This is a genomic window from Micromonospora sp. NPDC004336 (assembly GCF_053602615.1).
Genome location: NZ_JBSGDY010000007.1, coordinates 60,696 through 84,980 on the forward strand (window position 1 = coordinate 60,696; position 24,285 = coordinate 84,980).

Sequence of the window (24,285 nt, forward strand, 5' to 3'; positions counted from 1 at the left end):
CTGCGGCCTGCGGCAGCCGGGCGCGGGACCAGCGAAAACGGGCCCGCACGCGGTGGCGTGCGGGCCCGTCGACAGAGAAGCGCGCCCCGATCGCCTGCCACGGGGGAAGCGGGCGATTGGGGCGCGCACACGAAGCTTAACCACCGCGTACCACCGGCACAACGGGGCGACTTCGGTCAGATTTCCGACCGGTGGCTGGCCGTACACCCGGATCACGTCCGGTCGTTGACGTTCCGTCATCTCGCACGAACGGTACGAAACGGCGAAAGGCCCGCGAGTCCCGCTTTCCGGGTGGGGTCCGGGGCGTCCGGCGCACCCGGTCGGCGGCCGGTCGGGGCCGGAGAAGCCGCTCAGCGGGGCCGCGACCGCGAGAATCGGACCAGCTCACGGGGTTTCCGGCGCGACTGGGCGCTTCGTCATCGGCGTCCGGTTAACGCGCTCTATCCGGATGTTCAGATAGTGGAAATTCGCCCCTAACCTGGGGGGCACCGGGCGGTATTCCGGCCCTGCCGCGACGGCGGGCGGATCCCGTCGGCGGGACGGCGGGGCTTCGCGACCACCGCGCCGGACGTCAGGCGCCCCTCGGCGTTCGGGGCAGCCAGCCGATGAACCGGTCCTGGAGGGACGCGCCGGGGGTGGGCGGCAGGTCCTCCGCGGCGGCCGCGAGACACGACCCCAGATAGACGCTGAGCGAAGCGCGGTCGACCTGGTACTCCACCAGCAGCCGGGCGCGCTTGGCGGCGCACGGCCACTCGGTGCCGCAGGTGTCGCACGTCCACCCGGGCGTCGACGGCGCGTGCTCGTCCACAGGGGATGCCGGGTCTTGCGCACCACCGGTCATCGCAGCCCCTCTCCGGTGCCAGGTGACGGCCCGGCCCGGGCCGCCGTCGAAAATGGATGAAGGTCGTCCCCCGGCGACGCCTGTTCAGCGTCGGGGCGCACCGGGGCGTTACGCGGTTGCGGTACGTTCACCAACCATGGCCCTCGCGACGCTGACAGTCGACCAGGTGCTGGCCTGGCGGGCCGGCCGGCAGCTGCTGCACCGGCCGGCGGGCGTGGACGCCGTCGACGTGGTCGGGCGGCTGGTCGGCGTGCAGGCACAGGTCCCCTCCGCCGCCGAGCAGGCCGTCGCCGCCCGGCAGGCCGACCCCCGGCCCGGGGCGCTCGCCGACGCGCTGGCGCGGCGGCGGTTGCTGCGCACCTGGGCGATGCGCGGCACCCTGCACGTGCTGCGCGTCGAGGACGCGCCCGCCTGTCTCTCGCTGCTGGCCGCCGGCCGCTTCTGGGAGAAGGGCTCGTGGCAGCGCACCTTCGTGACCGTGGACCGGCTCGCGGCGATCGCCGAGGCGGCCGCCGCCGCGCTGGACGGCCGGACGCTGACCCGGGAGCAGCTCACCGCCGAGATCGTGGAACGCACCGGCGACCCGACGCTCGCCGCGCACCTCGGCTCGGGCTGGGGCGCCGTGCTCAAGCCGCTGGCCTGGCAGGGCCTGCTGGTACAGGGGCCGGCCGAGGGCAACCGCGTCACCTTCACCCGACCGGAGACGCTGCTGCCCGACTGGCCCGGGCTGCCCGACCCGGCGCAGGCGGCGGCCCGGGTGGTGCCGGCCTGGCTGGGCGCGTACGGGCCGGCGGACCCGGAGACCTTCGACCAGTGGCTGAGCCGGGGCGGCTCGAAGCGGGCCGCGCTGCGCGACTGGTTCGCCCGCCTGGTCGACGCCGGCGAACTGGTGCCGGTGACCGTCGACGACCGGCCGGCGTACGCCCGGGCCGCCGACGTGGACGAGATCGCCGCCGCCCGCCCCGACGACGCCATACGCCTGCTGCCCGCCTTCGACCAGTGGGTCCTCGGGCCGGGCACGAAGGACACCACGATCGTCCCGGCCGCCCGGCGCGCCGCGGTCAGCCGGGCCGCCGGGTGGATCTCGCCGGTCGTGGTGCACCGGGGGCGGGTCGTCGGCACCTGGGAGGCGCGCGACGGCGAGCCGGCGGTGGACCTGTGGCCGGAGTCGCCGCCGGTGCCGGCCGACGGCCTCGACGCCGAGCGGGCGCGCGTGCGCGCGTACCTCTCGGGAAGCGGCGATGCGTGACCTGCTGCCGCCGGCGGTGGCCGTGGCGGTGGCCGGGCCGGCGGACTGGACCGGCGGGCTGCTGCCGGCCGAGGGGGCGTGCCTGAGCGACCGGGCGGTGCAGAGCCGCCGCCGCGACTTCACCGCCGGCCGGGTCTGCGCCCGGCGGGCCATGGCGGCGCTCGGCGTGCCGCCGGTCGCGGTGCCGTCGGCCGCCGACCGGTCGCCGGTCTGGCCGGCCGGTCTGGTCGGCGCCATCACGCACACCCGCGACTACTGCGCGGCGGCGGTGGCCCGCGCCGCCGAGGTCCGCTCCGTGGGCATCGACGCCGAGCGGCACCGGGCGCTCGACGCGGGCGTACGCCGGCTGATCTGCCTGCCCGAGGAGGAGGAGCGGTGCGCCCGCCTGCCGGCGGGGACCGCCTGGCCGGCCGTGCTGTTCAGCGCGAAGGAGAGCGTCTACAAGGTGTGGCACCCGGTCGTCGGCACCTGGCTCGACTTCCACGACGCGCTCGTCGAACTCGACCCGGACGCCGGCACGTTCACCGCCCGCATCGCGCCGGCCCGGCTCGACGCCGCCCCGGTGGCCCGCCCGCCGGCCCTGGTCACCGGCCGGTTCAGCGTGGACGACGCCCTGGTACGCACCGCCGCCGTGCTGCCGCCGGCCTGACCGAGCCGGGCCGTGGCCTCTTCGACCGGGCCACAGGATCCGTTCAGGGGACAGCGGCCCGCCGGGAAAGAGGCGAAGATGTTCCGTTGTCCGCGCACGGTAGCGTCAGCCGCGTTTGCCGTCGTCGTCAGGTGCCTAGGAGTACGGTGAGTCACCCCCAGCCCCCATACGGGCCGCAGGATCCCAACCGACCGAGCCCGGAGCAGCAGCCGTCCTACCCGACGGCACCGACGCCGCAGCCTCCCGCCGACCAGGGCGGCTATCCGCCGCAGCCGCCGGTCTCCGGCGCGCCGCAGCCCACGGGCGACCCGTGGGCCCCGCTGCCGCCCGTGCCGCAGCAGCCGACCAGCGACCCGTGGGCCGCGCCCCAGCCGCCGGTCTCCGGCGCTCCCCAGCCCCCCGGCTTCGGCGCTCCGGGCGAGCCGTGGGCCCAGCCCCCGGTCTCCGGCGCCCCCCAGCCAGTCTCCGGCGATCCGTGGGCCGCGCCGCACCAGCCGACCTCCGGGATGCCGCAGCCGCCGGTCTCCGGCACGCCCTACCCGCAGATGACCTCCGGCGCGCCCGGCTACCCGCTCGGCGCCCCGCAGCCGGTCGCGCCGGCGAAGAGCTCGAAGAAGCCCATCCTGATCATCGCGATCATCGCGGTCGTGCTGATCCTGCTCTGCTGCGTCGGCGGCATCGTGGCGATCGTCGCGGGCGCCGACAAGGCGAAGGACGACCTCGAGAAGGCCCTGCCGACGCCGATCACCACCAACGCGCCGGGCGGCGGGCCCAGCTCCAGCTCCGCCCCGGGCAAGAACGACGAGACCTACAACATGAAGCCCGGCGACACGCTGGTGCTCTCCGACGACGACGGGACGCTCGAGGTCACCGTCACCCGCTTCACCACCGCCACCAAGGGTTGCCGGGCGTACGCCCCCGATCCCGACAAGGGCATGTACCTGATCGCCCACGTCACCGCCACGGTCACCAAGGGCGAGGCCTCCATCAACCCGTTCTACTTCGAGTGGGTGGCCGACGACGGCACCACGACCAACGGCCTGGCCAGCGCGCTCTCCGGCTGCGGCGACACGCTGAGCTCCGGCAACAACCTGCGTACGGGCAGCAAGCGGGCCGGCACGGTCGTGTTCGACGTCCGCAACAAGAGCGGCGCGCTGGAATACAAGCACAACTTCCGCAGCGCCGGCTCCTGGAAGCCGTAGTCTCCGCCGCTGGTGACGGAAGGCCGGTCCCCTCGGGGCCGGCCTTCCGCGCTCAGCGGCCCGGCGCACCACCCACCGGGCGCCCGGCCACCGGCCCCTGCTCCAGCAGGTTCGCGACCGTGACCAGCGGGGCCACCAGCGACGGCACCAGCGCGGGATCCTCCAGCCGCCCGGCCCGGTAGGTGATCAGCTCGGTGCCGCGCACGCTCCAGGCCGGCACCGCCCCCGCCAGGTGCGCGGCCACCAGGGCCGGCCCGACCAGGGCCTGCTGCCCCGGGGCCGCCGCGCCCACCCGCCACCGCCGGTCGAACTCCTCGTGCCCGGTGGCGTAGACGTCGCTGCCGAACAGCGCGCGACCCAGCTTCGAGACCGCGCCGCGCGGCGCGACCGCGAGCGCCGGGAACTGCCACCGCAACCACACCGAACAGACGACGTACGCGTGGGTGTGCGAGCTGGTCGTCTGGTTGCCGTCCGCGCCGGTCGAGGTGTGCGTCTCGGTGTACGCGTACTCGGCCACCCCGACGGGGCGGCCGTGCAGCGTCCCGGTCAGCGCGAACCGCACGCCCCTGCGGTTGCGTCCCGGCACCCGGTCGGTCCAGGCGACCCGGGGCTGCTCGACGTACGCCCAGCCGTGCTGGGCCGCCCAGTGCCGCCACCGGTCCCGCCGCTCCCGCTCCCGCCGGTGGGCCGTCACGACCAGCGCGACCAGCCCCACCACCAGGAGGACGGCGAGCCCCACGCACCCGCCCAGGAAGAGCCCGGTCGTCATCCACTCCACGGCGGCAGCGTAGTGACCGCCCGCACGCGCGGCACCTCGGCTGACGGCACCTCGGCTGACGGCGCCCCGGCTGTGAGGATGGGCACCTTCCTGACGCCAGCGATATCGGAAGGGGCTCTTCCTCGCGCGGGGCCGGCCCTCAGGTCAGGATCGGGTGTGTTCCATCAAGACCCGGTGTCCGCCACGGACTCCGCGGCGCGGAGGCGGGCCACGGCGCCGTCGAACAGGTCCCACCCGTCCCACTCGGGGTGGCCTGGGTCGGTGGGGCGCCAGCCGCGGGCGAGCGCCTCGTCGAGCAGCGCCCGCACCACGCCGGGCCGGTGCAGGTTCAGGTAGCCGTCATCGGTCGCCACCCCGCCGTTATGCAGGTATGCGCCAGCCACCGCACCCCTCGGGCCGCCCATGAAGAGGATCCCCAGCCGGCCCGGAGCGCCGTCGCGGCTCACCGCGAGGCGCTCGGCGCAGCGCAGCCAGCCGTCGTCGCCCCGATCGACGTGGTGGCGGTGGGTGACCGACCAGCGGTACGTCGCCCCGCCGACGACCAACACCCGTGCGCCCCTGCCCCGCCCCATCGGCGCAGTCTACGTTCCCCCGGACGCGCCAAGGGCGGGCCGCCGGGCGGCGAGCCGGTCCAGGGCCGGGGGTGCTCACGCGGCGGGGGTGGGGTGGCGGACGTACCGCGCGATCCACAGGCGAGGGAGGACCTCCGTCTCGCCGGCCGGCACGAAGCCGAGGGACTCGTACAGGGCTCGCGCCGGCAGGTTCGCCCTGCCGGTGGCGACGACGACGCGCCGGTCTCCCGCGCGGGCCAACGCCGCGCGCACCAACGCCCTGCCCACCCCCTGCCGGTGTGCGGCGGGATCGACGACGAGCCGGTGGATGTCCACCTCCGAGTGGTCACCGGTCAGCGCGAGGGCACCGACCAGTCGTCGGCCGTCGAAGCGACCGAGCCAGCGCAGCGGCGCCGCCCGCAACTCGTCGAGCGACTCCCGCAGGGGCGGAATGCGGTCGTCACCGATGATCGACGCCTCCACCGCGTACGCCGCCCGCTGCACCGACAGCAGGTCCCGCGCCAGCGGCTCGTCGTCGCGCGGCTCGATCTCCACGACCTCCACCGGCCCAGTGTGGATCACGCCGCGGTCCGGGGCGTACGACCGTCCTCGCCCGCGTGCCACGGCGGCGGGCGGCGAAGTGCGGCGACGCCGGGCGCGGGCGGCGGAAATGCCGGCGACGCCGGGCGCCGGCGGCGGCACACTGCCCTCGTGCGCATCCGAGAGGTCAGCCGGACCGAACTGACCGTGCTGCGGGACATCGAGCGTGCGGCCGGGGAGTGCTTCCGCGACGTCGGCATGCCGGAGATAGCCGACGACGAACCGCTGCCGCTCGACGTCCTCGACCGCTACCGGCGGGCCGGCCGGGCCTGGGTCGCCACCGACCCCGCCGACGTTCCGGTCGGCTACCTCGTCGCCGACCCCGTCGACGGCAACCTCCACGTCGAGCAGGTCTCGGTGCATCCCCGCCACGCGCGCCGTGGGGTGGGACGCGAACTGCTCGACCACCTCGCCGGCCTGGCGGCGGCCACCGGCGTACCGGCCCTGACCCTCACCACGTTCGCCGACGTGCCGTGGAACGCCCCCTACTACGTACGCTGTGGTTTCGTGGTCGTCGAGGACGGCGACCTCACACCGGGGCTGCGGGCCGTCCGCGAACGCGAGGCCGCCCACGGGCTCGACCGCTGGCCCCGCGTCTGCATGCGTCGCCCCGCGCCGAGGACGGCTGGGTAGGCACGCCCGTGCCCGGCCCCGCGCGTCACCGCGTCCTGCTCCCGGCCGGTCGGGGCAGGCACGGAGAGGGCGACGGGCGCGACGAGACAGCGCGGCCAGGCGCGCCGCAGCGGCAGCTGAGCCGCTGCGGCGCGATCGCACTCCTGGATCGTCGCGGCGCGGCTACTCGTTGAACTCCCCGCTCCAGGTGCAGTAGCTGCCGGGGCCGTTCCAGCACAGCCGCATCCGGTAGGTGCCGTCGTTACCGACGTTGTAGCCACCCTTGTCGCAGCCCGCGTCGCCGCCGTCGTCGACGGTGAGCACCAGGCGCTCGTCGCCGATCCACGGCTGGTAGAACAGCTCGCCCGTGACGCCGTAGCCGTCGGCCTTGGTGTCGCACACCTTGAAGACGTCGCCGTCGTCGATGAAGGTCATCGTGCCGCGGCCCGACACGGAAATGGTCTTGTCGTCGGCCATCGCGGTGCCGGCGGAGCCGACGATCGTCGCGACGGCGACGCCACCGACCACGGCGGCACGGGTCAGCCAGGATCTCACCATGTGCATCACTCCACTGTGAACGGATGCGGGTCTCCCGGAGATCTTGGTCGAGACACTCGGAGCCGTCACGCGGCCAGCCCGTTCCTTGAGCGAACCTTGAGCCACCCTCACCCCGACCCGGACGCGAGCACCGGTCGGGTCCGGCAGCGGCCCGGCACCCGGCGAGGCGCCGCCGCTGGCCCGCCGCTGACAAGATCGAAAAAGGCCGTCTCCGACTAGCGGAAACGGCCTTCGAACTGGGTGGAGCTGAGGGGATTTGAACCCCTGACCCCCTCGATGCGAACGAGGTGCGCTACCGGTCTGCGCCACAGCCCCTCCGCCGGCGAACCGGCTTCGGTCCCACCCGGCTGTCACCGGGCGGGCCGGCGACAAGGCTAACAGGTCGACCGCCCCCGCCGCGAATCCACCCCCCGCGCTTCGAGATCTTGGCGCGCGAAACGGCCTTCCGGGCGAGCGGGAGCCCGAAGGGCACTCGCCGCCGCGAGCCCGGCGTCCGGAGAACGGGCGGGCGGCGGGGAAATCGATGGACAACGCGTGCGGAGACCCGCAGCGTAGGGCGAATGCGACAAGAGGACGTCTGGAACGACGATGCCGCCGACAGGTACGACACCCCCGGCACCGGCATGTTCGCCCCCGAGGTGCTGGGGCCGACGGTGGAACGCCTGGCCGAACTGGCGGGCGGCGGTGCGGCGCTCGAATTCGCCATCGGCACCGGCCGGGTGGCCGTTCCACTCGCCGCGCGCGGGGTGCCGGTCAGCGGCATCGAGCTGTCCCGCCCGATGGTGCGGCGGCTGCGTACGAAGGTGGACGAGGCGACGGTCCCGGTGGTCGTCGGCGACATGGCGAGCGACACCGTGCCCGGCGAGTTCTCGCTGGTCTATCTGGTCTACAACACGATCTCGAACCTGCTCACCCAGGCCGAGCAGGTGGCGTGCTTCCGCAACGCCGCCCGCCACCTCGCCCCGGGCGGCCGGTTCGTGATCGAGCTGTGGGTGCCGGAGCTGCGCAGACTCCCGGTGGGCCAGGAGGCGACGGTCTGGCTGTCGGAGTCGGACTACATCGGCCTGGACACCTACGACGTGCTGCACCAGCGGGTGGTGTCGCACCACTTCCGGTTCGACGAGAGCACGCACGCCCGGCTGTTCCGGTCGCCGCACCGCTACATCTGGCCCGCGGAGCTGGACCTGATGGGTCAGCTGGCCGGCTTCGAGCTGGAGAGCCGGCACGCGGACTGGTCCGGCACCGAGTTCACCGCGGACTCGCGGTCCCACGTGTCCGTCTACTGCCTGCCGGCCCCGAACTGACGCACCGCGGATCGCCCGTCCGGCCCCGAGCTGACGCACGGCGGATCGCCGGCCGGGGCAGAGACCCGACGCGGGTCAGGCCGGGTGGGTGCCGCGGCCGGACTGGTAGGGGCGGCCCCGCAGGCCGCCCGCGCGACGGTAGGAGACGGAGGCGCCGTTGGCCGCCGCCGGCAGGTCGGTGGGCCGGTCCAGGCCCATCGCGGCGCGGCGTACCGCCTCACGCTGGGCCGCCAGGCGGCGCTGCGCCTCCCGGCGGGCCGCCGCCCGGCGGGCCTGCTCGCGCCGCACCTCGGCCTGGCGGGCGGCCAGCCACGCCGCCTCCCGGGCCCGGGCCCGCCGCCGCCGGCGCTCCGCCACCGCCCGCGCCCGCAGGTGTACGACGTACGCGACGAGCAGCGTGGCGGTGACGCCGAAGCTGATCCAGAAGCCGGGGCTGACCACGACCACGCCGATCAGCTCGACGAAGTTGAGCAGCAGCAGCGCGGCGAGCACCCGGCGCCGGCGGTAGACGGCGGGGGTGTGCTGCCGGCGCGGCGGCCGGCGGCGGCTCTTCTTCGGGGCGGGCGGCACGGCGCGCAGCCGACTCGGCCGGCGGGCGGCGGGCGGCGCGGAGACCGGGGCGGCGAGACCACCCGTGTCCTTGTCTTCACTGAGGGTGACGACGAGCGAGCGGGGCGGGTGGACCGGCCGCCGCCCCGGGACAGTACGACGTCGCCGGCGGCGCTGGAGCACCCGCGCCGTCGACTGCGCCCGCTCCGCCACCAGCCGCTCGGTGGCGTCGTACCGGCGGACCAGCGCCGGGGCGAGGGCGAGCAGGCCGGCGGCGGCGAGGACGGCGAGGAGCACCGAGGTCGGCACCCTCACCCCTCCCGTCACCGAGTTCGGAGCAACCGCCACCCGACCGCAGGATCTTCCACCGAGCCTGGTCGGGTGCGTGGATCGTACGGCGTTGCAGCGCTTGCCACAGCTTGCAGTCACTTGAGGTTACGGGCCGCCGACGCGGATGGTGACACGCCGCGCCGATCCCGCCCGTGGGACGGCTCACCCCGTGGTGGCGCGGATCCGGTGCCAGCGGGCCAGCAGGCCGCCCTCGGCGGCGACCTCCTCGCTGGTCATCGCGTATCCGATGTGGTCCCGCCACGCACCGTCGATGTGCATGTACCGCACGTGGTACGCCTCCTCGCGGAAGCCGAGCTTCTCCACCACCCGCCGGGACGGCCGGTTCTCCGGCCGGATGTTCACCTCGACCCGGTGCAGCCCGCCGGGGCCGAAGGCGTGGTCGACGGCGAGCGCCATCGCGGTGGGGATGATGCCGCGACCGGCCACCCGGGAGTCGACCCAGTAGCCGACGTACCCGGAGCAGAACGCGCGCCGCACGATGCTGCCCACGTTGAGGTGCCCGACCAGCCGCTCGCGCCCGTCCTCGCGCAGGCAGACCGCGAACGGCATCCCCTCGCCGACGCGGGCCGACCGGCGCTGGTCGCGGTGCACCCACCGGAACGAGGCCGGCGAGTTCAGCTCGTGCCAGCTTCCCGGCAGGGTCGACTCCCACGGCGCGAGCCACTCCTGGTTGGCCCGGCGCACCTCGGACCAGGCGGCGGCGTCCGAGCGCCGGTAGGGTCGCAGCACCACCGGGCCGTCGGCCAGCACGGCCGGCCATCCGGGCGCCCGACCACCCCCGAACAGATTCACCGCGTCAGCTTCCGCTCACGACCACGGCGCCCGCAAGGCCGCCCCCGGCGCGCCTCGGGCCGGCCCTCCGCCCGGGACCGGGAGGGCTCGCTCACCGCCGCCGGTCCAGCAGGAGCACGTCCACCGTGGACCCGGCCGCCGCGGTGGTCACCCGCTCGCCGAGCACCATCAGGCCGTTCGCCTCGGCCAGCCCCGAGAGGGTGTACGGGCCGCCGTTGAGCGGCTGGACCGTGTAGCCGCCGCCGCGCCGCTCGGCGACGTGCGCGGGGCGGAACTCGCGCAGCCCCACCGGCGACGAGATCGTCTCCAGCAGGTGCGCGCGGACGCTGGGCCGGAACACCGGTTCCGCCCCGGCCAGCAGGTTTATCGCCGGGCGGGCCAGCACCTCGAAGCCGATCAGGGCCGCGCCCGTGTCGCCGGGAAGACACACCACGGGCACCTCCTCGGCGCCGACCGTGCCGAAGCCGAGCGAGGTGCCCGGATAGAGCGCCACCTCGGTGAACGTGACCGGGCCGGCCCGGCTGCCCTCCCGGCGGGAGAGGATCCGCCGCACCATGTCGCCCGGCCCGGTGCCCGTGCCCCCGGTGGTGATGATCAGGTCGGCGCGCAGCGTCTGGTCCTCCAGCAGCCCGCGCAGCCCCTCCGGGTCGTCGTCGCAGATGCCGACCCGGTACGCGAGCGCGCCCACCTCGGCCGCCGCCGCGGTGAGCGCGTGCGAGTTGGCGTCCACCGTCTGGCCGGGCTGGCTGCCCCGGCCCACGTCGACCAGCTCGTCGCCGGTGGCCACGATGACCACCCGGGGGCTGGGCCGGACCACGACGTGCCCGATGCCGGTGGCGGCGAACACCGCGACCAGCGCCGGGGAGACGTACGTGCCGGCCCGGGCCAGCAGGGTGCCGGCGGGTAGTTCCTCCCCGGCCCGACGCACCCCGTACCCCCGTTTGGGGACGCGGAAGATCTCCACCGCCGCCATGCCCTGGTCGGTCCACTCGACCGGGACCACCACGTCCGCGGCGAGCGGCAGCGGCGCCCCGGCGGCGACCGAGAAGCAGGCGCCGGGGGTGAGCCGCACCGGGCGCCAGCTCGCCGCGCCGAGGTCGCCGACGACGTTGAGCCGCACGTTGCGCCCGCCCGGCCCGCCGGACTGGCTCGGGACGTAGCCCACGCCCCGCCCGCCCCCGGAGATGTCCTCCCAGCGGGCCGCGTACCCGTCCATGGCCGCCTGGTCGAAGGCCGGGAAGGAGTGGGGCGCGACGACGTCCTCGGCGAGGACGTTGCCGTGCGCCTGGGTGAGGTCGAGGTCGAGCGGAGGCAGCGCGCGTAACCTGCGCAGCACGCTGCCCAGGTAGTCGGCGAGCGGCGTCAACTCGTTCGCGGCCGCCTCGGCGTCGGCCGACGATGTCATGTACCAGTCACGCCCGACGCGTCGTCGTTGACGAACTCGGCCAGCCACTTGCGGAACTCGGCGCCGAGGTCGTCGCGCTCGGCGGCGATCTGCACCACGGTCTGGAGGTAGCCCAGCGGCATGCCGGTGTCGTAGCGGGTGCCCCGGTAGACGATGGCGTGCACCGGCGTGCCCTCGTTGCGCAGCAGCTCCATCGCGTCGGTCAGCTGGATCTCGCCGCCGCTGCCGGGCTCGGTGCGCCGGATGGCGTCGAAGATGCTGGCCGGCAGGACGTAGCGGCCCAGCACCGCGAGGTTGCTCGGCGCCTCCTCCGGCTTCGGCTTCTCGACCATGCCGGTGACCCGGACGACCTCGCCGATGTCGGTCAGCTCCGCCTCGGCCGGCTCGACGGAGGCGATGCCGTAGCGCTTGGTCTCCGACGGGTCGACCTCGAAGAAGGCCAGCACCACCCCGCCGGTGCGCGCCTGGAGCTCCAACATGGCCGGCAGCAGCGGCTCGGACTGCTTCACGAACTCGTCGCCGAGCAGCACCGCGAAGGGCTGGTCGCCGACGTGCGACTCGGCGTAGCCGACGGCGTGGCCGAGGCCGAGCTGCTCCGGCTGGCGGCAGGTGTAGATCTCGGCCAGCTCGCTGGGCCGGCGTACGGCGGCCAGCCGCTCGGCGTCGCCCTTCTCCTCCAGCCGGGCCTCCAGGTCGGGGCGGCGGTCGAAGTGGTCCACCATCGAGGTCTTGCCCCGCCCGGTGATCAGCAGGACGTCGCCGATGCCGGCCTGGGTGGCCTCCTCGACGATGTACTGCAGCACCGGCCGGTCGACCACCGGAAGCAGCTCCTTGGGCACCGCCTTCGTGGCCGGCAGGAACCGGGTGGCGAGTCCTGCGGCCGGGATGACGGCTTTGACCGCGCGGGGGCGACCGGTCGCGGCGGTCGCCGATGAGGGGTTCGCTGAGTGCTCCGACATGTCGCGAGACTATCGGCCACGGCTCTGCCGTGGAGGGTGAGGACCGGAAGACGCGCCGCCGCCCGTGCCGGGCCGCGCGGGACCGGGCCCGGCCGGCGCGGTACGCGGGTCGGCGTCGGGTCCGGGCGGGCCGGTGTGCGGATCGACGCTGGCGGAGTCGGCCGGATCGGGGCGGCTCCGGGCCGGCTGGCGCGGGGCGCCGGCCCGCGGCAGGCCGTCCTCGGGACTGACCGCGCCCGCGGGGACGGGGATCTCCCGGGCCGGTGGATCGCCCCACCCGCCGGCGCCCCGGCCCTCGGTGCCCCGGCCCTCGGCGGTCGGGACGTCGGCGGCCCGGTCACCGGCGGTCAAGGCGTCGACGGCCCGGCCCTCGGCGGTCGGGGCGTCGACGGTCGGGCCCTCGGCGGCCCGGCCCTCGGCGGTCGGGGCGTCGGGAATCCGATCGTCGGGGATCCGGTCGCCGTCGGGAATCCGATCGTCAGGGATCCGGTCGCCGTCGGTCCGGCCGTCCGCCGGCCGGGTGCCGGCGATCCGCCAGGTGTCCCGTCCGGCCGCCTTGGCGGCGTAGAGGGCGTCGTCGGCGGCGTCCAGCACCTCCTGGCCCGTGCTCGCGTGGTCGGGATAGACGGCGATGCCGATCGAGACGGTGACCCGGATGGCCACGGGCCCGCCCCCGCCGTGCCCGCCGGCCGCCATCGGAGCCTCCCGCACGGCGGCCCCGAGCCGCTCCGCGACGATCGCCGCGCCCCGGGCGTCGGTCTCCGGCAGCAGCACCACGAACTCCTCCCCGCCCTGCCGGAAGGCGAGGTCCACCTCGCGGATCTCGCCGCGTACCCGGCGGGCGAACTCGGCCAGCACGGCGTCGCCGGCGGCGTGCCCGTGGGTGTCGTTGACCTCCTTGAACCGGTCCAGGTCGAGGGCGAGGACGCTGAGCATCCGGCCGAACCGGCTCGCCCGCTCGACCTCCCGGCGGATCGACTCGCGCAGGTAGCGGTAGTTCCAGAGCCCGGTCAGCGGGTCGGTCAGGGAGAGCCGCTGCGCCTCCTCGTGCACCCGCACGTTGTCGACGGCCACGGCGGCGTGGCCGGCGAAGGTCCGCAGGGTCACCAGGTCGTCGTCGTCGAACTCGTCCGCGCCGAGCCGGTCGTAGAGGACGAGCACGCCGAGCACCCCCGCCGGGGACGCCGGCTCCGCACCCGACGAGTCGTGGGACCGTGCGTCGACGCGGCCGGCGTCGACGGCCACGGGTCGGGCGGCCGGCGTGTCCCCCCGCCCGGCGCCGTCGGCCGCCCCCGAGCCGCCGGCCGCCCCCGGGACACCGGACGCGCCCGAGCCGCCGGGCGCGCCCGCCGGACCGACGACGCCCGGAGTAGCGGGAACGCCGGCAGCGCCAGCCGCGCCGGCCGCGAACGGCACCGCGATGTACGTGCGGCACAGCGGTTCGCCGGGCGGCGCGCCGGAGGCCGTCACCCGGCCGCGTCGCGGCTCCCCCGTCGCCGCGACCGCGCCGACCACGCCGCTGCCCAGCGGCACCCGCAGCGGCCCGGCCCGGTCGTCCGGCGGGCAGCGCCCGTCCAGCCCCTCGGCACACTGCGCGACGAGCACCCCGCCGTCGTCGACCAGCAGGACCGCGCCGGCCCGGGCGCCCGTCGCCGCGATCGCGCTGTGCAGGATCACCCGCAGGATGCGTTGCAGGTCGTGCGTACTGGCCAGGGTGTCGCCCAGCACCGCGAGGTGCCCGCGCAACTGGTCGCGGCTGCTGGTCAGCGCCGCCACGTACGTGCCCGTCTCCCGGGTCATCCGGTTGAACGCGCCGGCCAGCCGGCCGATCTCGTCGCGGCTGCGCACCGGCACCCGGGCCGTCAGGTCGCCCCGGGCCACCCGGTCCACCGCGCCCGCCAGCTCCCCCAGCGGACGGGTGGTCACCCGGGCGAGCCGCCAGGCGGCCACCACGGCCAGCAGGGCCGCCACCAGCACCGCCGCGAGCAGCGCCGGGTAGAGGCCGGGCGGCTGTTCGCCGGGAACCGAGAGCACCAGCGGCAGGGGCTGGCCGGCGGAGGGACCGACCCGGCGGACGTACCGGCCGTCGGCGGTCTCCGTGACCCGCTCCCCGTCGAGCGTGCCGGCGGCGGCGAGCACGGCGTCGCGTACCCCCGTCGACTCGGTGCTGTGGGCGAGCCGCACGGGCGCCTCGGCGCCGTCGAGCAGCGTGACCGCCACCCCAGTCACGGCCGCGAGCCGCGCCACGAAGGCCGGGTCGACCGGGTGCGCGGCGGCGACCGTGCCCAGCGACCCGCCGGACCGGTCGCGCAGGTCGACCCGGGCGGCGAGCGCCCGCACCGGGCCGGCGGCCGGCGTGGCGGCGGCACAGTCGCGCCAGGGCTCCGCCGGCCCGCCGGGCGTCGCGTAGGTGACCCGGCCGGCCACGTCGGTGACCCGCACGGCGGTCGCCAGGCCACGGCTGACCACCTGGCTCGCGGCGCCCGGCCGGTCGCCGGTCAGGGCGACCGCGTCGGCGGCGGCCCGCAGCTGCTGGCAGAGGGCGTCGACCGAGGTGCGCACGGTCGCGGCGGCCACCGCGAGCCGCTCGGTGGAGCGGCTGCGGTCGACCGACGCCACGGTCGAGCCGACGAAGAGCGCCCCGAGCACCACCGGGCCGAGCACCACCGCCAGGAAGGCTGTGGTCAACCGCCCGCGTAGCGTCACTCGGTCCCCCCGGAAGTTCCGCCGCCGTCGCTTGCGATGCTGACACAGAGCAACCAGGTGACAAACGTTGCGTCAGGAGTGTTGCGTGCCCGATTTTTCTCATGAAGCGGAAGCGGCGAAGCGGGACGCCCGCGCCGCCGTGCTCGCCGCCCGCCGGGCGCTCACCGCCGCGCGGCGGGCCGAGGCCGCCGGGCGCGTCCAGGCCGAGCTGGTGGCGCTCGTACGCCGGCTGCGCCCGCGCCGCATCACCGCGTACGTGCCGGTCGGCTCCGAGCCGGGCGGCCCCGACCTGCCGGCGGTGCTGCACGCGGCGCTGCCGCCGGGCGGCGAGCTGCTGCTGCCGGTGCTCCGCGACGACCTCGACCTGGACTGGGCCGCCTGGGCCGGGCCGGACGCGCTGGTGGCCGCCGGGCGGGGCATGCGGGAGCCGGCCGGGCCACGACTGGGGCGGGAGGCGGTGGCCGGGGCGGAGCTGGTGGTGGTGCCGGCGCTGGCCGTGGACCGGCGGGGACTGCGGCTGGGCCGGGGCGGCGGCTCGTACGACCGGGCGCTGGCCCGGGTGCCGGCGGCCACGCTGACCGTGGTCCCATTGCACGACGGGGAGCTGGTCGGGGTGCTGCCCGCCGAGCCGCACGACCGGCCGGTACGCGCGGTGGTCACGCCCGCCGACGGCCTGCGTACGCTGGACGCCGCCCAGGGCGACGCGGCGGGCGCCGCGCTGGACGACGCGGCGGGTGCCGGGTGGGACGACGCGGCGGGCGCCGCGCTGGACGACGCGACGGGTGCCGGGTGGGCCGGCGCGACGGGTGCCGCGCTGGACGACGCGGCGGGTGCCGGGCTGGACGGTGCCCCGGGTGCTCGCGGCGCCCGGCGGGGCTGACGCCGGGCCCGGCGGCGCCCGGGTTCGCGCAGCGGACGGCGGAGCCGACGTGGGGCCACGCGGCGGAGCTGACGCCCGGCCGGGACGGCGCCTCGGGCGTCGGGGGTGTCGCGCCCCACACTTCCGCTGGACGAATCCGGGGGCAATGCCGCACCATTGGCACTCGAAGACGTCGAGTGCCAATCGGCCGTGCCAGATCCGGAGGAGAACGTGCCCACGTACCAGTACGCCTGCACCGCGTGCGGCCACCAGCTCGAGGCGGTGCAGTCCTTCTCTGACGAGCCGCTGACCGAGTGCCCGGCGTGTGAGGGGCGGCTGCGCAAGCTCTTCAACTCGGTCGGCATCGTGTTCAAGGGCTCCGGCTTCTACCGCACGGACTCGCGCTCGTCCGGCGCCGACACGGGCAAGAACGGCGGCGCCGCCAAGCCGGCGAAGTCCGACTCGTCCTCCTCCGGCGACTCCGGTTCGTCGAACGGCTCGGCCGCCTCGTCGTCCTCGTCGTCGTCCTCGACCAGCTCGAACGGCTCGGGCGGCGGGGCGGGCAAGACGCCGGCCGCCAGCACCGCAAGCGCCTCCTGACGCCCACCGCACCGACCCGGGGCCGGCCCTCGCCGCCCCGGGTCGTCGCCTGCTCGGGGACGAACGAGGCCGTCCTGCCGATCTTCGGTCACGTCATCCCCGGTCGTCCACAGGGCCGACGCGTCATCCACAGGTGTCGCGCGGTTATCCACAGGCCAGGCGGGTTCTCCACAACCGGGAGGACTGCCGGCGGGCGAGGACCAGGGGGCGTCAGTCCCAGTGCGGGGGGCGCTCGGCCAGCAGCCAGTCGTCGTTACCGCCGGAGCGTTCGCCCCAGCCCCGGTCGGTGTCGTCGGCGGTCTGCTCGGGCAGCACCACGAAGTCGTCGCTGAGGTCGACCGTGCGGTCGTCGTCGCCGCGTACGGCCGGCGTCCCCGGAAACTCGGTGCTCACGAGCGGCAAGACTAGCGCAGCGCCGGCCCGGGTCACGCCCTCGATACGCCGTTGACGGCCCGGCTGCGCCTATCGTGACCGGGTCGACCCCGGCCTGGTTGGGGTCACCGGCATCGAGCCGGGCTGGGCCGGCCGCGTCCAGCCGGTCATCGGTCCCTGGCGTTGGTAGCGTCGGACGGCGTGACGACCCCCACCTCCGGCGGCGCCCCGGACGAGTACTGGCGACGGCCCGAACCCGCGCCGGAGGGGGCCCCGGCCGCGCCGGCACCCGGCGGCGGACCTCCCGGCACACCTGCCAACGTGCTGCGACCCGGCGGACAACCCGGCACACCTGCCGATGTGCTGCGACCCGGCGGACAACCCGGCACACCTGCCGATGTGCTGCGACCCGGCGGCGGACAGGCCGGCACACCTGCCACCGTTCCGTCCGGCGGCGGACATCCCGGCCCGTCGACCGCCCCGCCGGCCGGGAGCGGCTACGCCGGCCCGCCGGCCACCACGCCTCCGCCGCCCGGGTGGCGACCACCGGTGCACCTGCGCCCCGCGCCGCCCCGGCGGCTGCCCCCGCAGGACATGGCAGGGCTCGACTCGGCGGAACAGCGCGCCCAGCGACTCACGTACGCCGTCGGCGCGGTGGCCGCCCTCGTACTGGTACTCCTCGTCTGCCTACTCTGCTCCCGCCTCCTCTTCTAACCCCCGCCCCCTCTCCCCCCTCCCCCTCCCCCTCTCTCCCCCCGCGATCTTGCACTTACTACCCCGGCAAGCCGGGGCAAAAGGGACGAACGAAGGGCCGAAAGTGCAAGATCGACGGAGCTGTGGGGCGGGGGCGGGGGCGGGGTGGGGCGGGGGTGGGTCAGAGGGTGTTGCCCCAGACCGTCTCCGCGCCGGAGTGGCCGGTGAGGTAGACGTAGACGAGGCTGACGACGGCGAGCGCCACCACCGCGACCGACAGCACCGGGGTGATCCAGGACGGCAGCCTGCGTACCCGTGGATGGCCGCTCGTTACCGCGAGCAGCAGCAGCGACGCCACGGCCAGCGGCACGACGTACCGGAACAGGATGTCGCCGTAGCGGGAGTGCTCGAAGATCTGTTCCACGATGGGGCCCTGCATGCCCCGGGCGACGAACGCGTCGGTCAGCTCCTCGCCGGACTCGACCGCGACGAAGGCGGTCAGCGGCGCCACCACGGCGAGGATCGCCACCGCCCAGTCCAGCCGGGGCCGGAAGCGGGGCAGCGCCACGTAGGCGGCGGAGAGCAGGGCCAGCAGCGGCACGAACACGACGACCGCGTGCACCACCAGCACGTGGGCCGGCAGACCCAGGATCTCCTTGAACATCCACACCTCCGGCGTACGCGGTCGCGGGTTGCCAGCGTACGGTGCGCCGGCCGGCCCGCCCAGGTCCTGTCGACCGGCTACACGCGCCCCGGGCCGCTCCGGTTCACCGCCCCGACGGCCGGCTGGGCTGTGGCCGGGACCACCCGGAGCCGGTGGACGGTTGTCGGCCTGGTCAGCACATGCTGTCATTGGCGGATGTCCGGTGGGGAGGAGCTGCTCCGGTCGAGGGGCCTGCGGGTCACCCGGCCGCGCCTCGCCGTGCTCGACGTCCTGGCGGCGGGCGGCCACCTCGAGGTGGAGGAGATCACCCGGCGGGTCCGCGAACGCCTCGACTCCGTCTCGACCCAGGCCGTCTACGACGTGCTCGGCGCGCTGTCCCGGGCCGGGCTGTCCCGCCGGATCGAGCCCGCCGGCAGCCCCGCCCGCTACGAGGCGCGGGTCGGGGACAACCACCACCACGTCGTCTGCCGTGGCTGCGGCGAGATCGCCGACATCGACTGCGCGGTCGGCGACTCGCCCTGCCTGGACCCGGACATCGCCCACGGGTTCGAGGTCGACGAGGCGGAAGTGACCTTCTGGGGCCTCTGCCCGACCTGCCAGACCCGCCGCTCCGCCGACGACTGACCGTCCCGCCCGCCGTCGACCGGCGGCCAGCCAGCAGGCCGACGTCCAGCCGACGACCGACCACCCAGGGCCGGACGGCAGCCGGCAGCCAGCGGGCCGACGGTAAGTCGACGACCGAGCACCCAAAGCCGGACCGGCAGCCAGCAGCAGCCAGCGGGCCGACGTCCAGCGGTGCCACAGCCCGACCAGCCCGCACTGAACCGCTAAGGGCGACGACGACGCCAGGCGTGCGGCCCGTTGGCCGGGGCGCGGTGCTCCGCGGCGTGGCACGCTTGGTCGGTGGACTCCGAAGATCTCGGTCTCTTCGGTCCGGGTTCGGTCACGTGGAAGGTGCACGAGGAGCCGATCCTGATCGTCGCCGGCCTGCGTTCGCTCTACCTCCAGGCGCTGCACCCCCGCGCGATGGCGGGAGTCGCCCAGAACAGCAACTACCGCTCCGACGCGTGGGGTCGCCTGGTGCGCACCGCCACCTACGTCGCGACCACCATCTACGGCACCACGGCCGAGGCGGAGGCGGCCGGGCTGCGGGTACGACGGCGGCACGCCCGGCTGCGGGCCACCGACCCGAGCACCGGGGAGGAGTTCCGCGTCGACGACCCCGACCTGCTGCGCTGGGTGCACGTCACGGAGGTCGAGTCGTTCGTCGACACGGCCCGCCGGGCGGGGCTGCCGCTGAGCGCCGCCGAGATCGACGGCTACTACACCGAGCAGCGGCGCGCCGCTGCCCTGGTCGGGCTCGATCCGCAGACGGTTCCCGGCACCGCCGCCGAGGTGGCCGACTACTACCGCCGGGTCCGCCCGGAGCTGCGGATCACCCGGGAGGCGGCCGAGACGGCGCTGTTCCTCACCGCCCCGCCGATCCCGTGGAAGCTCAGCCTGCCCGCCCGGATCGGGCTCAACCTGGGGCCGGCGCGCTGGGCGTACTTCGGTGTCGCCGGCACCGCGTTCTCGTTGCTGCCGGCCTGGGCCCGGCGGATGTACGGCGGGCTCGGCCTGCCCACCACCGCGCTCTCGGCCGACCTGACCGTGCGGGCGCTGCGGCTGACCCTCGCCGCGGTGCCCCGCCGCTGGCGGGAGGGGCCGTTGCAGCAGGCCGCGAAGGAGCGGGCGGCCCGTCTCGCCGACGCTGCCGCCTGACCCCCGCCGCCGCCGGCCCGCGCCACCGACCGCGAGGCGGAACCGGTCAGTCCCGGCCGGGCACCTTCGGCTCGACGGTGTGCTCGACGGCCGCCCACGGCTCCTTGCCCGGCGCCTGCGCCCCGGCGGGGCAGGTGCGCCGGTAGTCGCACCAGCCGCAGCGGGGGCCCGGTGTGGTCGGGAAGGCGTCGTCGGGGTCGTCGCCGTCGGCGACCGCCCGCTCCGCGGCCATGATGTCGCGCGCGGTCTCCTCGGCCCGGGAGAGCTGCCGGGCCAGCGACTCGACGGTGTGCTCGTGCGCGGCGACCGTGCCGGTGGGCAGGTGGTGCAACTCCACCCGGCGGCAGGGCCGGCGGAACACCCGCTCCGCCGCGTAGGCGTAGAGCGCGAGGGCCTGCGAGCCGCGCGCGTCGTCGGCGTCCAGCCCGGTGCGGCCCGTCTTGTAGTCGACGATGACCAGCTCGGGACCCTCCGGGCCGGGGCGGGAGTCGATCCGGTCGGTGCGGCCGTTGAAGGCCAGCACGCCGGTCTTGACCGCCACCACCCGCTCCACGCCGACCGGGTCGACGCCCGGCTCCAGGGTCTCGACGTACGACTCCAGCCAGCCCAGCGCCCGGCGGTAGGCCGCCCGCTCCTGCTCGTCGTCGCGGTAGCCCTCGCGCACCCAGGTGCCCTTCAGCAGCGCGGCGAGCGCCTCCGGACGGCGCCGGTCGGGGCTCAGCGCATACCAGTTCTTCAGGGCGGTGTGCACGCTCGCGCCGAGGGAGTTGTGCGCCCACGGCGGGCCCTTCTGCGGGGCCGGACGATCGACGTAGGAGTAGCGGTAGCGCCGGGGGCAGTCCGCGTAGGCGCCGAGCTTGCTGGGGGTGCAGACGAAGAGCCGCTCCGGCATGCCGTCGAAGCCGAGCTGCTCGGGCTGGCCGCCGCGGGGGCGGGGCGCCCGGCCGCCCGTGGCGGGGGACCGTCCGGTTGAAGAGGCTCGTCGCACACTTCGATCCTGCCATCCGGGCCCGACAAACCCGGCCCGCGGTCAGGCCATGTTGGCGTACTGGGTCACGAAGGCGGCCACCGCGTCGGCGATGAGCTGCACCGCGATCGCCGCCAGCAGCAGACCGGCGATCCGGGTCAGCACCTCGATCCCGCCCGGCCGCAGGATCTTGACGATTCCGCCGGAGAAGCGCAGCACGACCCAGACCGTGACCATCACACCGATGATCGCGGTGGCGATGGCGGAGTAGTCCGTCGCGCCCTCGGCCTGCTGGACGAAGAGCATGGTGGCCACGATGGCGCCGGGCCCCGCCAGCAGCGGCGTGCCCAGCGGCACCAGCGCGATGTTCGAGGTGACCTGCTGGCTCGGGTCGTCGGCCTTGCCGGTCAGCAGCTCCAGCGCCACCAGGATGAGCAGCAGTCCGCCGGCGGCCTGCAGGGCCGGCAGGTCCACGTGCAGGTAGTCGAGGAGGGTCTGGCCCGCCACCGCGAAGATCACGATCACGCCGAGCGCCAGGGCGACGGCCTGCCAGGCCGCGCGGTTGCGGTCCCGGGCGGGCAGCGGACCCGTCAGCGCCAGGAAGATGGGCATCATGCCCGGGGGGTCCACGATCACCAGCAGGGTCACGAAGACCTCACCGAACAGCTTTGCGTCCACGTGATCAACGTAGCCGCGTCGCCGGAGGCGAAAACGCGGATCAGCCGGAAGCGACCCCGGTCACCCCGCTCGCCTCGGCGAGGATCCGCTCGTACGCCTCGGGGCCGGTGGTGAACGCGCCGAGCCGGACGGTCTTGTGCGTGCCGTGGAAGTCCGACGAGCCGGTCACCAGCAGGCCCAGCTCGCCGGCCAGGGCGTGGACGTGCGCCCGCTCGGCCGGGGTGTGGTCCTCGTGGTCGGCCTCCAGCCCTGCCAGGCCCACCGCGGCGAGGTCGGCGATCAGTTCGTCCGGCACGATCCGGCCCCGTCGGGTCGCCCGGGGGTGGGCGAAGACCGGGACGCCGCCCGCCGCGCGGACGAGCCGGACCGCGTGGAAGACGTCGATGTCCTCCTTCGGCAGCCGGTAGCGCTCGCCCAGCCAGTCGGGCCCGAACGCCTCCGTGGTCGTGGCCACCAGGCCGGCCCGGATCAGCGCCTGGGCGATGTGCGGCCGACCCACGGTCCCGCCGGCCGCCCCCGCCAGGATCTCGGGCCAGCTCACGTCGATCCCGTCGGCCCGCAGCAGCGCCACGATCCGCTCCCCCCGCTCCTCGCGCGCGGCCCGCACCCGGGTCAGCTCGGCGACGAGTTCCGGGGCGTCCGGATCGAAGAGGTACGCCAGCAGGTGCAGCGGCACCGCCGGCTCCTCGCCGTACCAACGGCAGGAGATCTCCGCGCCCCGCACCAGGTCGAGCCCGGCCGGCAGCGCCCGCAGGGCGGGCTCCCAGCCGGCGGTGGTGTCGTGGTCGGTGATCGCGACGACGTCGAGCCCGGACTCAGCCGCGGCTCGTACCAGCTCGGCGGGGCTGAGCGTGCCGTCGCTGGCGGTGGAGTGGGTGTGCAGGTCGATCTGCGGACGCGCGCTCACCGCCCTGACGCTACCGGCCACCGCCCGCCGGCCGTCAGAGGGCCTCGCGGCCGACGGGCACCGGCCGCTGACCGTCGACCAGGCCGGTGACCGGAGCGCCCGACGACTGCTCGCCCGCGAGCGCCCGGCTAACGTCGACCCGCACGAGGCCGGCGAGCGCGTCGGGGTAGTGCGCCGTGCCGTCCGGCGTCCAGGCAACCGGGCCGTGCACGGGCGGCCCGGCCGGGCGGGCCGTCGGGGCGGAACGGAGCCGGTCGAGGTCGACCAGCAGCGCCCGGTCCTCGCCGCCCGTCCGCCCGTTGACCAGCAGCCACCGCCCGTCGGTCGACACCCCGCCCCGCCCGTCGCCGCTCAGGACGGGCCCGCAGCCCGTGCGCGCCGGGGCGAGGTCCCGGGCCGGGTCGAGCAGGGCCAGACAGGGCCGCCGGAGCGTGCCGCCGGACACCTGCGCCACCACGGTGCCGTCGGGACGGGTGCCGTAGACGTGCACGCTGGCCCGGTCGCCCCCGTCCTTCAGCGGGCCCTGGGCGGGACGCCACAGGGTGTGGCCGGGCTCGTCCGCGGCGAGCCGCACCACGACGGCGTCGCCCGCGAAGCCGACCGGCGTCGCCCCGGCCGGCACCGGCGTGCGGGCGGCGGCGACGACCTGGACGCCGACGATCCCCGCGAGGACGAGTTCGGCGTTCTCCCGCCAGGCGACCTGCCGTCCGTCGCGGCTGAGGGCGATGTCCCGCGCCCCGGCCAGCAGCAGATGCGTCGCGCCGTCGGGGGACACCACCCACAGCGAGCGGCCGGCCGCCGTCGGCGCGCCCACCACGGCCCAGCCCGCGTTGTCGGGCAGCCGCTGGGCACGCTCGGCCGGGCCCACGTCGGGCAGCGTCAGCCGCTGCCCGCCGGCCGTCGTGAGCACCGCGCCGAGGATCAGGTCCACCTCTCCCCGGCCGAGGTCGGCGAGAGGGGCGTCCGGCAGCGCCGGGGTCGGGTCGGGCAGCGGCGAGGCGTACGGGTCGCCGAGCACCACCGTGGGATGGGTGGGCCGGCCGGGCTGCTGCCCCACCTGCGCGATCCCGGTGCTGACCCCCACGGTGACGACCGCGGCCAGCGCCACCCCGGCCAGGGTGCGCCGGCGACGGCTCTGGTCGGCCCGTCGGATGGCCAGTCCCGCCGGGTCGGCGGCGAGTGGACGGGCGACGGCGACCCGGCGGGTGAACGTCTCCCGCAGCGCCTGCTCCAGCTCGTCCTCGGTCACGCCGTATGGACGCCCCGGGGCGCCGGTCCGGTTGTCAGAGCGGCCCGTCGGGTGGCTCACCGACGCTCTCCGGCGCCGCTGCCGGCCGGTACGCCGGGCAGGCCCCGCTCCTCGTCGCGGTCGGCACCCGGCACGGCGCCCCGCGCGTCGTCCAGCGCGACGGTTCCGCCCGGCGCGCCCGGGGCGGTGGGCGCGACGCCCGGTGCGGACGCTCCGGCGGGCCCGACGCCCGGCGCAAACGGCCCGGAGCCCGGCGCGACCGCCCCGACGCTGTGGGCTGCCGGCCCGACGCCCTGCGCCGACGGCCCGACGCCGTGGGCTGACGACCCGACGCCCTGCGCCGACGGCCCGACGCCGTGGGCTGCCGGTCCGACGCCGGGGGCCGACGACCCGACGCCGTGGGCTGCCGGTCCGACGCCGTGGGCCGAC

Annotated in this window: 25 protein-coding genes, 1 tRNA gene and 1 pseudogene; 10 read left to right on the forward strand and 17 right to left on the reverse strand. The window is 75.9% G+C overall.

Features of this window, described 5'->3' with window-relative positions; genetic code table 11:
• Window positions 1–571: 571 nt before the first annotated feature.
• The gene (locus ACWENR_RS03270; protein ID WP_452275434.1) at window positions 572–808 is read right to left on the reverse strand and encodes a hypothetical protein; all 237 of its coding nucleotides are present in this window, start codon (window positions 806–808) and stop codon (window positions 572–574) included.
• Between the two features lie 169 nt (window positions 809–977).
• Here ACWENR_RS03270 and ACWENR_RS03275 point away from each other — a divergent pair, with 169 nt between their 5' ends.
• The 3 genes from ACWENR_RS03275 to ACWENR_RS03285 all read left to right on the forward strand — a co-directional run bounded on the left by ACWENR_RS03275 (window position 978) and on the right by ACWENR_RS03285 (window position 3,941).
• Window positions 978–2,090 (forward strand): winged helix DNA-binding domain-containing protein, encoded by a 1,113-nt coding sequence (locus tag ACWENR_RS03275; protein WP_452275435.1) that lies wholly within the window; start codon window positions 978–980, stop codon window positions 2,088–2,090.
• Complete coding sequence (locus tag ACWENR_RS03280) at window positions 2,083–2,739, forward strand: 4'-phosphopantetheinyl transferase family protein (RefSeq protein ID WP_452275436.1); 657 nt, start codon at window positions 2,083–2,085, stop codon at window positions 2,737–2,739. The genes ACWENR_RS03275 and ACWENR_RS03280 overlap by 8 nt, the downstream gene beginning before the upstream one ends.
• A 146-nt stretch (window positions 2,740–2,885) precedes the next feature.
• Window positions 2,886–3,941 (forward strand): DUF4352 domain-containing protein, encoded by a 1,056-nt coding sequence (locus ACWENR_RS03285; RefSeq protein ID WP_452275437.1) that lies wholly within the window; start codon window positions 2,886–2,888, stop codon window positions 3,939–3,941.
• A 52-nt stretch (window positions 3,942–3,993) separates the two neighbouring features.
• Here the strand turns inward: ACWENR_RS03285 and ACWENR_RS03290 are convergent, their stop codons facing one another.
• The 3 genes from ACWENR_RS03290 to ACWENR_RS03300 all read right to left on the reverse strand — a co-directional run bounded on the left by ACWENR_RS03290 (window position 3,994) and on the right by ACWENR_RS03300 (window position 5,834).
• Entirely contained in the window at window positions 3,994–4,719 is a 726-nt protein-coding gene (locus ACWENR_RS03290; RefSeq protein WP_452275438.1) for a hypothetical protein, read from the reverse strand.
• 164 nt (window positions 4,720–4,883) lie between these two features.
• Entirely contained in the window at window positions 4,884–5,291 is a 408-nt protein-coding gene (locus ACWENR_RS03295; RefSeq protein ID WP_452275439.1) for a hypothetical protein, read from the reverse strand.
• 75 nt (window positions 5,292–5,366) lie between these two features.
• Window positions 5,367–5,834, reverse strand: coding sequence for a GNAT family N-acetyltransferase (locus tag ACWENR_RS03300; protein ID WP_452275440.1), 468 nt, complete (start codon window positions 5,832–5,834; stop codon window positions 5,367–5,369).
• Between the two features lie 147 nt (window positions 5,835–5,981).
• Between ACWENR_RS03300 and ACWENR_RS03305 the strand changes: the two genes are divergently transcribed.
• Window positions 5,982–6,503: a GNAT family N-acetyltransferase gene (locus tag ACWENR_RS03305; protein WP_452275441.1), complete on the forward strand. Its 522-nt coding sequence runs from the start codon at window positions 5,982–5,984 to the stop codon at window positions 6,501–6,503.
• Window positions 6,504–6,665: 162 nt separating this feature from the next.
• Here ACWENR_RS03305 and ACWENR_RS03310 read toward each other — a convergent pair whose 3' ends face one another.
• The gene (locus ACWENR_RS03310; RefSeq protein WP_452275442.1) at window positions 6,666–7,046 is read right to left on the reverse strand and encodes a hypothetical protein; all 381 of its coding nucleotides are present in this window, start codon (window positions 7,044–7,046) and stop codon (window positions 6,666–6,668) included.
• A 235-nt stretch (window positions 7,047–7,281) separates the two neighbouring features.
• A tRNA-Ala gene (locus ACWENR_RS03315) sits at window positions 7,282–7,355 on the reverse strand.
• Between the two features lie 245 nt (window positions 7,356–7,600).
• Between ACWENR_RS03315 and ACWENR_RS03320 the strand changes: the two genes are divergently transcribed.
• Complete coding sequence (locus tag ACWENR_RS03320; protein WP_452275443.1) at window positions 7,601–8,344, forward strand: class I SAM-dependent DNA methyltransferase; 744 nt, start codon at window positions 7,601–7,603, stop codon at window positions 8,342–8,344.
• A gap of 75 nt (window positions 8,345–8,419) precedes the next feature.
• Here ACWENR_RS03320 and sepX read toward each other — a convergent pair whose 3' ends face one another.
• From sepX to ACWENR_RS03345, 5 genes are all read right to left on the reverse strand, one after another.
• Window positions 8,420–9,208 (reverse strand): divisome protein SepX/GlpR, encoded by a 789-nt coding sequence (sepX, locus tag ACWENR_RS03325; RefSeq protein WP_452275444.1) that lies wholly within the window; start codon window positions 9,206–9,208, stop codon window positions 8,420–8,422.
• A gap of 177 nt (window positions 9,209–9,385) precedes the next feature.
• Complete coding sequence (locus ACWENR_RS03330) at window positions 9,386–9,994, reverse strand: GNAT family N-acetyltransferase (protein WP_452275460.1); 609 nt, start codon at window positions 9,992–9,994, stop codon at window positions 9,386–9,388.
• 133 nt (window positions 9,995–10,127) lie between these two features.
• Window positions 10,128–11,441, reverse strand: a complete 1,314-nt coding sequence (locus ACWENR_RS03335; protein ID WP_452275445.1) for a molybdopterin molybdotransferase MoeA — start codon at window positions 11,439–11,441, stop codon at window positions 10,128–10,130.
• A complete protein-coding gene (locus ACWENR_RS03340) occupies window positions 11,438–12,400 on the reverse strand; it encodes a UTP--glucose-1-phosphate uridylyltransferase (RefSeq protein ID WP_452275446.1) in 963 nt (320 codons plus the stop codon). Before ACWENR_RS03340 ends, ACWENR_RS03335 begins: the two co-directional genes overlap by 4 nt.
• 9 nt (window positions 12,401–12,409) lie before the next feature.
• Window positions 12,410–15,106, reverse strand: coding sequence for a diguanylate cyclase (locus tag ACWENR_RS03345; RefSeq protein WP_452275447.1), 2,697 nt, complete (start codon window positions 15,104–15,106; stop codon window positions 12,410–12,412).
• A gap of 85 nt (window positions 15,107–15,191) precedes the next feature.
• Between ACWENR_RS03345 and ACWENR_RS03350 the strand changes: the two are divergent.
• Both ACWENR_RS03350 and ACWENR_RS03355 read left to right on the forward strand, forming a co-directional pair.
• Window positions 15,192–15,800 (forward strand): annotated as a pseudogene (locus ACWENR_RS03350) (5-formyltetrahydrofolate cyclo-ligase); the annotation flags it as partial.
• 375 nt (window positions 15,801–16,175) lie between these two features.
• Entirely contained in the window at window positions 16,176–16,565 is a 390-nt protein-coding gene (locus ACWENR_RS03355) for an FmdB family zinc ribbon protein (protein ID WP_452275448.1), read from the forward strand.
• Between the two features lie 210 nt (window positions 16,566–16,775).
• Here ACWENR_RS03355 and ACWENR_RS03360 read toward each other — a convergent pair whose 3' ends face one another.
• Window positions 16,776–16,958: a hypothetical protein gene (locus tag ACWENR_RS03360; protein WP_091107652.1), complete on the reverse strand. Its 183-nt coding sequence runs from the start codon at window positions 16,956–16,958 to the stop codon at window positions 16,776–16,778.
• Between the two features lie 528 nt (window positions 16,959–17,486).
• Here ACWENR_RS03360 and ACWENR_RS03365 point away from each other — a divergent pair.
• On the forward strand, window positions 17,487–17,651 hold the full coding sequence (locus tag ACWENR_RS03365; RefSeq protein ID WP_452275449.1) for a hypothetical protein: 165 nt from the start codon (window positions 17,487–17,489) through the stop codon (window positions 17,649–17,651).
• A 160-nt stretch (window positions 17,652–17,811) separates the two neighbouring features.
• Here the strand turns inward: ACWENR_RS03365 and ACWENR_RS03370 are convergent, their stop codons facing one another.
• A complete protein-coding gene (locus ACWENR_RS03370) occupies window positions 17,812–18,294 on the reverse strand; it encodes a DUF2231 domain-containing protein (protein WP_452275450.1) in 483 nt (160 codons plus the stop codon).
• Window positions 18,295–18,489: 195 nt separating this feature from the next.
• Here ACWENR_RS03370 and ACWENR_RS03375 point away from each other — a divergent pair, with 195 nt between their 5' ends.
• Window positions 18,490–18,918, forward strand: a complete 429-nt coding sequence (locus tag ACWENR_RS03375; RefSeq protein WP_452275451.1) for a Fur family transcriptional regulator — start codon at window positions 18,490–18,492, stop codon at window positions 18,916–18,918.
• A 279-nt stretch (window positions 18,919–19,197) separates the two neighbouring features.
• Window positions 19,198–20,055, forward strand: a complete 858-nt coding sequence (locus ACWENR_RS03380; RefSeq protein ID WP_452275452.1) for an oxygenase MpaB family protein — start codon at window positions 19,198–19,200, stop codon at window positions 20,053–20,055.
• 46 nt (window positions 20,056–20,101) lie between these two features.
• Here ACWENR_RS03380 and ACWENR_RS03385 read toward each other — a convergent pair whose 3' ends face one another.
• The 4 genes from ACWENR_RS03385 to ACWENR_RS03400 form a co-directional block, all read right to left on the reverse strand.
• Window positions 20,102–20,947, reverse strand: a complete 846-nt coding sequence (locus ACWENR_RS03385; RefSeq protein WP_452275461.1) for a RecB family exonuclease — start codon at window positions 20,945–20,947, stop codon at window positions 20,102–20,104.
• A gap of 138 nt (window positions 20,948–21,085) precedes the next feature.
• The gene (locus tag ACWENR_RS03390; RefSeq protein ID WP_452275453.1) at window positions 21,086–21,700 is read right to left on the reverse strand and encodes a MarC family protein; all 615 of its coding nucleotides are present in this window, start codon (window positions 21,698–21,700) and stop codon (window positions 21,086–21,088) included.
• A 40-nt stretch (window positions 21,701–21,740) separates the two neighbouring features.
• Window positions 21,741–22,607 (reverse strand): PHP domain-containing protein, encoded by an 867-nt coding sequence (locus ACWENR_RS03395; protein WP_452275454.1) that lies wholly within the window; start codon window positions 22,605–22,607, stop codon window positions 21,741–21,743.
• Between the two features lie 34 nt (window positions 22,608–22,641).
• On the reverse strand, window positions 22,642–23,856 hold the full coding sequence (locus ACWENR_RS03400; protein ID WP_452275455.1) for a hypothetical protein: 1,215 nt from the start codon (window positions 23,854–23,856) through the stop codon (window positions 22,642–22,644).
• Between the last annotated feature and the right edge of the window lie 429 nt (window positions 23,857–24,285).